5 protein-coding genes are annotated in these 4,985 nt (G+C 64.8%); 4 read left to right on the top strand and 1 reads right to left on the bottom strand.

Features of this window, described 5'->3' with window-relative positions:
- The 4 genes from VA602_RS14610 to VA602_RS14595 all read left to right on the top strand — a co-directional run.
- The coding region (locus VA602_RS14610) for an ABC transporter ATP-binding protein (protein WP_323453570.1) at window positions 1–491 on the top strand (491 nt) is incomplete at its 5' end.
- On the top strand, window positions 484–1,698 hold the full coding sequence (locus tag VA602_RS14605; RefSeq protein ID WP_323453569.1) for an ABC transporter permease: 1,215 nt from the start codon (window positions 484–486) through the stop codon (window positions 1,696–1,698). The genes VA602_RS14610 and VA602_RS14605, both read left to right, overlap by 8 nt.
- Window positions 1,691–3,169, top strand: a complete 1,479-nt coding sequence (locus tag VA602_RS14600) for a TolC family protein (protein ID WP_323453568.1) — start codon at window positions 1,691–1,693, stop codon at window positions 3,167–3,169. Before VA602_RS14605 ends, VA602_RS14600 begins: the two co-directional genes overlap by 8 nt.
- On the top strand, window positions 3,162–4,421 hold the full coding sequence (locus VA602_RS14595) for an efflux RND transporter periplasmic adaptor subunit (RefSeq protein WP_323453567.1): 1,260 nt from the start codon (window positions 3,162–3,164) through the stop codon (window positions 4,419–4,421). The genes VA602_RS14600 and VA602_RS14595 overlap by 8 nt, the downstream gene beginning before the upstream one ends.
- Window positions 4,422–4,598: 177 nt before the next feature.
- Here VA602_RS14595 and VA602_RS14590 read toward each other — a convergent pair.
- A partial coding sequence (locus tag VA602_RS14590) for an alpha-isopropylmalate synthase regulatory domain-containing protein (RefSeq protein WP_323453566.1) occupies window positions 4,599–4,985 on the bottom strand: 387 nt, incomplete at its 5' end.

The raw sequence follows: 4,985 nt of genomic DNA, 5'->3' as shown, positions 1-4,985 counted from the left end.
ATCTGGCAGGCCGCGACATGACCCTGGCAACGGATGGCGCCCGCGCAGTGATGCGCAACCAGCACATCGGCTTCGTTTTTCAGGGCTTCAACCTGCTGCCGCGTCTGGATGCCCTCGACAATGTCGCCTTGCCGCTGCTTTACCGTGGCGAGCCACGCAACTCGGCACGGGAGGCGGCGCGCCAGCAGTTGCGGCGGGTAGGCCTCGGCGAACGGCTGCACCACCGCCCGGCAGAGCTCTCCGGGGGCCAACGCCAGCGAGTGGCCATTGCCCGCGCCCTCGTCGGTGAGCCCCAACTGCTGCTCGCCGACGAGCCCACCGGCAACCTCGATGGCCAGACTGCACAAGACATCATCGAACTGCTGCTGGCTCTCAACCGTGAGCAGGGCGTCACCCTGATCATCGTCACCCATGACCTGGGGATTGCCCGTCGTCTGCAACGCTGCCTGCAGGTTGTCGAGGGCTGCATACGCGAGGTCGTGCATGGTTAGCACGCGAGCCTACGGCCCATCCCTCGCTCAGCGCCTTTGCGAACCATTCGATAGCCTCCAGCGCCTGGGACGCCGGGCCATTCTGGCGTTGCTCGGTATCGCAGTCGGCTGCGCAGCCGTGGTTGCGCTGCTGAACATTGGGCACAACGCCCAGCGCCAGGCGATGGCGGTGTTCAAGGGCATGGGCAGTGACCTGCTGGTCGCCGACGTGCAATGGCCTGCAGGCGCCCACTTGTCGGCACAGGCAACGCAGCCCTTCGACGCCCAAGCCGTGCGCGAAGCCGAGCCGGGACTGCGTGCAATCAGTCCGCTGAGCCTGTCGTCGGTACGCGTGAGTCTGCACGGACGAACACACGACGCGCTGCTAGCCGGGGTAGATCCGCAACTGGCCGAAGTACTCGACCTGAGATTGATAGAGGGGCGTTTCATCAGCCCTTACGACAGCCGCAGCACCCATGCGGTACTGGGCGAGCGCCTTGCCGCCGATCTGGCCGCACAGGGCATGCCGGTCATGCCTGGCGCACAGCTACAGATCGCAGGCTACGTGTTCCAGGTGATCGGCGTATTGCACGGCATCGGACAAAACCCACTGCTGCCGCTGTCGATCGACGACAGCCTGCTGATCCCGCTCGAAGGTATGCGACGGCTGGTCAGCGCACCTCAGGTGGGTACCGTTCTGGCGCGCACGGCCGACGGCACCGACCCACTTGCCGTCGCCCCTCGTCTGCATGCGCGGTTGCAGACCGCCCTGCCCGGTCGCACGATCGATGTCCAGGCGCCCCAGCAGTTGCTCGCCGGTATCGCCCAGCAGTCGCGGCTGTTCTCCTGGCTGCTGGCAGGGCTGGGCGGCATTGCCCTGCTGGTGGGCGGTGTCGGGGTGATGAACGTGATGCTGATGAACGTCTCCGAACGCCGCCGCGAGATCGGCGTGCGCATGGCACTAGGCGCCCGCCCGCAAGATATCGCCTGGCTGTTTCTCCTCGAAGCGGTGGTACTGGCCGTGACTGGCGCCGCTGGCGGTGCAGTGCTGGGCGTGGGCGCGGGGTGGCTGTTTACTTTGCTGTCTGGCTGGGCCGACTTCAGCCTCGCCCCCCTGTCGTTGCCACTTGGCATCGGGGGCGCGGTCCTCACCGGGCTGTTCTTCGGTTTGAGCCCCGCGCTGTCTGCCGCCCGCCTGCAACCGGTACAGGCGTTGCGCGATGATTGAACGCTGCCTGGCCTTGCTACTGCTGATTATGAGCACCGGGCCTGCCCTGGCCAGCCTGGCGCTCGCGCCTTCCCAGGCGACCCGGCCGAGCGCCCCTTCGACAGCCGTTTCCAGCCTATCGCTGAAGGCACAGCGCATCGATTTGAGCCTAAGCGACGCGATCTACCTCGGTCTGCGCGACAACCGCGGGATCCGCAGCGCCTATCTGGATCGAATTGCCCAGAAGTTCGACCTGCGGGTGGCCGAGGATCGTTTCAGCCCCAAGCTGCTCATCCGCGGCAACTACCTGTCCAATCACAACCAGGCCGACCGCTATCGCCAAGGGGATATCACACCCACTACGACCCTGCTGACTCCTTACGGCACCCGCCTGAGCCTGGGCTGGACCTATCGTCACACCGAGGCCGATCTGGCCGGGCTGACCCGTAACGACGGCGCCAACATCACGGTCATCCAGCCGCTGCTGCGCGGTGCCGGCAGGGATGTCGCCACGGCACCGGTGCAACTGGCCCGCCTGGGCGAGCAGGTCAACCGGCTGGCGTTGAAAGACACCGTGGCGCAGACCATCACCCGAATCATCATCGGTTATCACACTCTGCTGCAGACCCAGGAGCAGTTGCAGATTGCCCGCGACGCGCTGCAGCGGGCCCGTCAATTGCTCGAGGTGAACCAGGCAATGATCGCTGCCGGTCGCATGGCAGCCTTCGAGATAGTCCAGACCGAAGCCGAAGTCGCCACCCAGGAGCTCGGACTGGAAGACGCCCGCAATCAACAGCAAGCCGCGCGCCTGGCGCTGTTGCAGATGCTGGCGCTGGATCTCGATACCCCCATCGTCGCCAGTGACACGGTCCAGGCGGACGCGATTGATGTCGACACCTCCTTGGCCCTTCAACAGGCTCAGGCCCTGCAACCGACCTACCTCATCGAACTGATTGCCGGCGAGCAAGCAACGATCAACCTGACGGTGGCGCGTAACGAGCGCCTGTGGGACGTCTCTCTGGTGGGTGGTGGCGCCCAGGTGCGTGAACGCAACAACCTCAACGGCAGCGCGCGCAGTTGGGAGAATTATGTGGGCGTTCAAGTGGAAATTCCGATCGGTGACCTGAGTACCCGTCAGGCTGAAGTGCATGCGCGTGTCGGGGTGGAAACCCAGGAAGTCCGGTTGCAGGAAGCACGTCAGCAACTCCAGCGGGACGTGACCAATGCCGTGCGCGACATCGGCGTGCGCTGGCGCCAGTACCAGATTGCCCTGCGCGCGCAGGAATTGTCGCAACGCAAACTAGCGATCGAACGAGAAAAACTCACCGTCGGCCGATCAAGCAACTTCCAGGTTCTGAGTTTCGAGAACGACCTGCGCACGGCGCAGAATACGCGCCTGGGTGCGCTCATCAGCTACATGAACGCCCAGGCCGAACTGGACCAGACCCTGGGCACCACGCTGGACAGTTGGGACATTGCACTGAATGACTAGGTTTTGCTCGATCACTGGCGGCCGCGCGCTACTGGTGCTGGCCCTCGCCAATCTGCCGGGCTGCTACGGCGATGCGGATGAGCAGCCGGGCGCTTCCCCGCAAGCGCAGTGGGTGCAGGTAGCACCGCGCCTGCTGGAAAATCGCCTGGGCCTGGTAGGTCACCTGCAGTCAATGGACCACATCACCCTCGCCGCACCTTTCGACGGGCTGATCGCCGACGTGCGCGTACAGGAGGGCCAGCACGTCGAGAAAGGCCAGGTGCTGATGACGCTGGACCCTGCACAGCTGCAAGTGCAATTGCGCCAGGCTCAAGCTGAGCTGCTCAAGGCCCGTCGAGAGGCGCAACGCCTGGAGCGCTGGAGCGCCAGCCCGGAAGTCGCCCGCGCACGGCGCGCAGTGGCGGCCGCGGGCCAGAACCTATCCCGCAGCGAGAGTAGCCTGCGCGATACCCAGGCGCTGTTCGAGCGCGGCATCGTCGCGCGCATGGAGGTCGAAAGCCTGGCCCAGCAGGTGAACACCCAGCGCCAGGACCTGACCGCCGCCAACGAGGAGCTGGTTACAACACTTGCGCACGGCCACGGCGAGGAGCGCAGCATCGCGGCGATGGAACTGGCCAACGCCCAAGCACGTCATCAAGCCCTCGAGCAGTTGTATGCACGACGCGAACTGCTCGCCCCACTGGCCGGTTATGTGGTTCGCCCGGCACCCCAGGAGGGCGGCAAATCCGTCCCCCTGCAAACGGGTGTCGCCGTCACCCAGGGGGTACCGCTGCTCGGCGTAATCGGCCAGGAGCGCTTCCAGGCCTTGAGCCGGGTGGAAGAAACCGACCTGCGCCTGCTGCACGAAGGCATGCCGGTGCAGATCAGCGGCGACGGTTTTTCTGGTGAGCTGAGCGGTCGCATTACCGCCATCGGTATCCAGAGCGAGACGGCCGATACGCAAGGCGCCGGAGCCCAGTACCCAGTGAAGGTGTCGATCGACCTGCCAGCACAGCCCTTGCAGCACCCGATGCGCGCGGGGATGAGCGCACGCCTGTCGATCATTCTGCAGCGTGACGAACAGGGTATCGCCATTCCCCCGCACGCATTGCGCGATGATGGCAAGGGGGGACGCTACGTGGTGTATCGAGCGACGCCACAGGCTGCGGTCGAGCAGATTCCGGTGACGACCGGTGCAGCGGTGCCCGAGGGCGTGATGGTGCGGGGGCTGGAGGCTGGGCTGGTGGAGGTGCAGGCGCGCACGCCTGACTGAAGAACTGCCACGTTCGAAGACCAAAATCCGGAAACCAGGATGATCTGACAGTGTTCAATGCGTGAACTGAGCTGCAAGGTCCGCATGTATACATCGCCTTCCATGCGGACCTCGTGGCTGGCCACCACCGCACCATGCCCGCAGTCTGTTCCCAAGGCTTCCAATGCCGATATCGCCTCAGGCCGTGACGATGGTATTGCCCAAGGGCTCGAGCAGGCCCTGGCGAGTAGCCCTGCACACTGCACTGACCAAAGCCTGCAGCGAAGCCTGGAGAATGCTGCTGTCTTTACCAACACCGAAAAGCAGCTGGTTGTTGACGCGTATCTCCACATAGGCGATCGCCTCGGCCTGGGCGCCATCACGTACCGCATGCTCATGGTAGTCGGCGATGTCGAAATTCAGGCCAAGTGCGGCAAAGGCGTTGACCAGCGCGGCGAGCGGCCCGTTGCCCTTCCCGGTCAATGGCAGGCGGCCACCGTCAACGAGCAGTTGAGCATTGACGTAGGTGCTTGCTTGGTCACTGGTGAGCATGGGCTGGGTCAGGGTGTAGGGCCTGCCCTGCTG

Origin of the sequence: Pseudomonas machongensis (assembly GCF_034961125.1) — a bacterium.
Taxonomy (GTDB): Bacteria; Pseudomonadota; Gammaproteobacteria; order Pseudomonadales; family Pseudomonadaceae; genus Aquipseudomonas; species Aquipseudomonas machongensis.
The sequence above is the reverse complement of the archived record's forward strand: the minus strand, read 5'-3'. Positions and strand labels throughout refer to the sequence as shown.

Bases quoted from the DNA above. Each gene is read 5' to 3' on its own strand.
- VA602_RS14605 (WP_323453569.1), top strand. From the start codon at position 484: ATGGTTAGCACGCGAGCCTACGGCCCATCCCTCGCTCAGCGCCTTTGC.
- VA602_RS14600 (WP_323453568.1), top strand. From the start codon at position 1,691: ATGATTGAACGCTGCCTGGCCTTGCTACTGCTGATTATGAGCACCGGG.
- VA602_RS14595 (WP_323453567.1), top strand. From the start codon at position 3,162: ATGACTAGGTTTTGCTCGATCACTGGCGGCCGCGCGCTACTGGTGCTG.